This window comes from Bacillus sp. FJAT-27001 (genome assembly GCF_019039175.1).
GTDB classification, from domain to species: domain Bacteria; phylum Bacillota; class Bacilli; order Bacillales; family Bacillaceae; genus Bacillus; species Bacillus velezensis.
Window position 1 is genome coordinate 1519 of record NZ_JAHOAA010000017.1, and the last position, 481, is coordinate 1999.

Annotated in this window: 4 tRNA genes; all 4 read right to left on the reverse strand. The window is 49.7% G+C overall.

Features of this window, described 5'->3' with window-relative positions:
• Positions 1-18: 18 nt before the first annotated feature.
• Positions 19-93, reverse strand: a tRNA-Gly gene (locus tag BGM27_RS20395).
• A gap of 9 nt (positions 94-102) precedes the next feature.
• A tRNA-Leu gene (locus tag BGM27_RS20400) sits at positions 103-186 on the reverse strand.
• 10 nt (positions 187-196) lie between these two features.
• Positions 197-272: transfer RNA gene (locus tag BGM27_RS20405), tRNA-Lys, on the reverse strand.
• 37 nt (positions 273-309) lie between these two features.
• Positions 310-385, reverse strand: a tRNA-Thr gene (locus tag BGM27_RS20410).
• Positions 386-481: the final 96 nt, after the last annotated feature.

A 481-nucleotide genomic window follows, 5' to 3' on the forward strand; every position in this document is an offset into this window, starting at 1 on the left:
TGGATGGTATAGTATAGTTGGAGCGGAAGACGGGATTCGAACCCGCGACCCCCACCTTGGCAAGGTGATGTTCTACCACTGAACTACTTCCGCGTTTGGCAATGCGGATGAAGGGACTTGAACCCCCACGTCTGTAAAGACACTAGAGCCTGATTCTAGCGCGTCTGCCAATTCCGCCACATCCGCAAGAAAAACATGGTGAGCCATGAAGGACTCGAACCTTCGACCCTCTGATTAAAAGTCAGATGCTCTACCAACTGAGCTAATGGCTCTTATTACAAGAGACTTATATAGTATAACATATAAAGGTGGTGCCGGCAAGAGGACTTGAACCCCCAACCTACTGATTACAAGTCAGTTGCTCTACCAATTGAGCTACACCGGCTTAATACGCCAACTTATGTATGATAGGAATGGTGGAGGATGACGGGCTCGAACCGCCGACCCTCTGCTTGTAAGGCAGATGCTCTCCCAGCTGAGC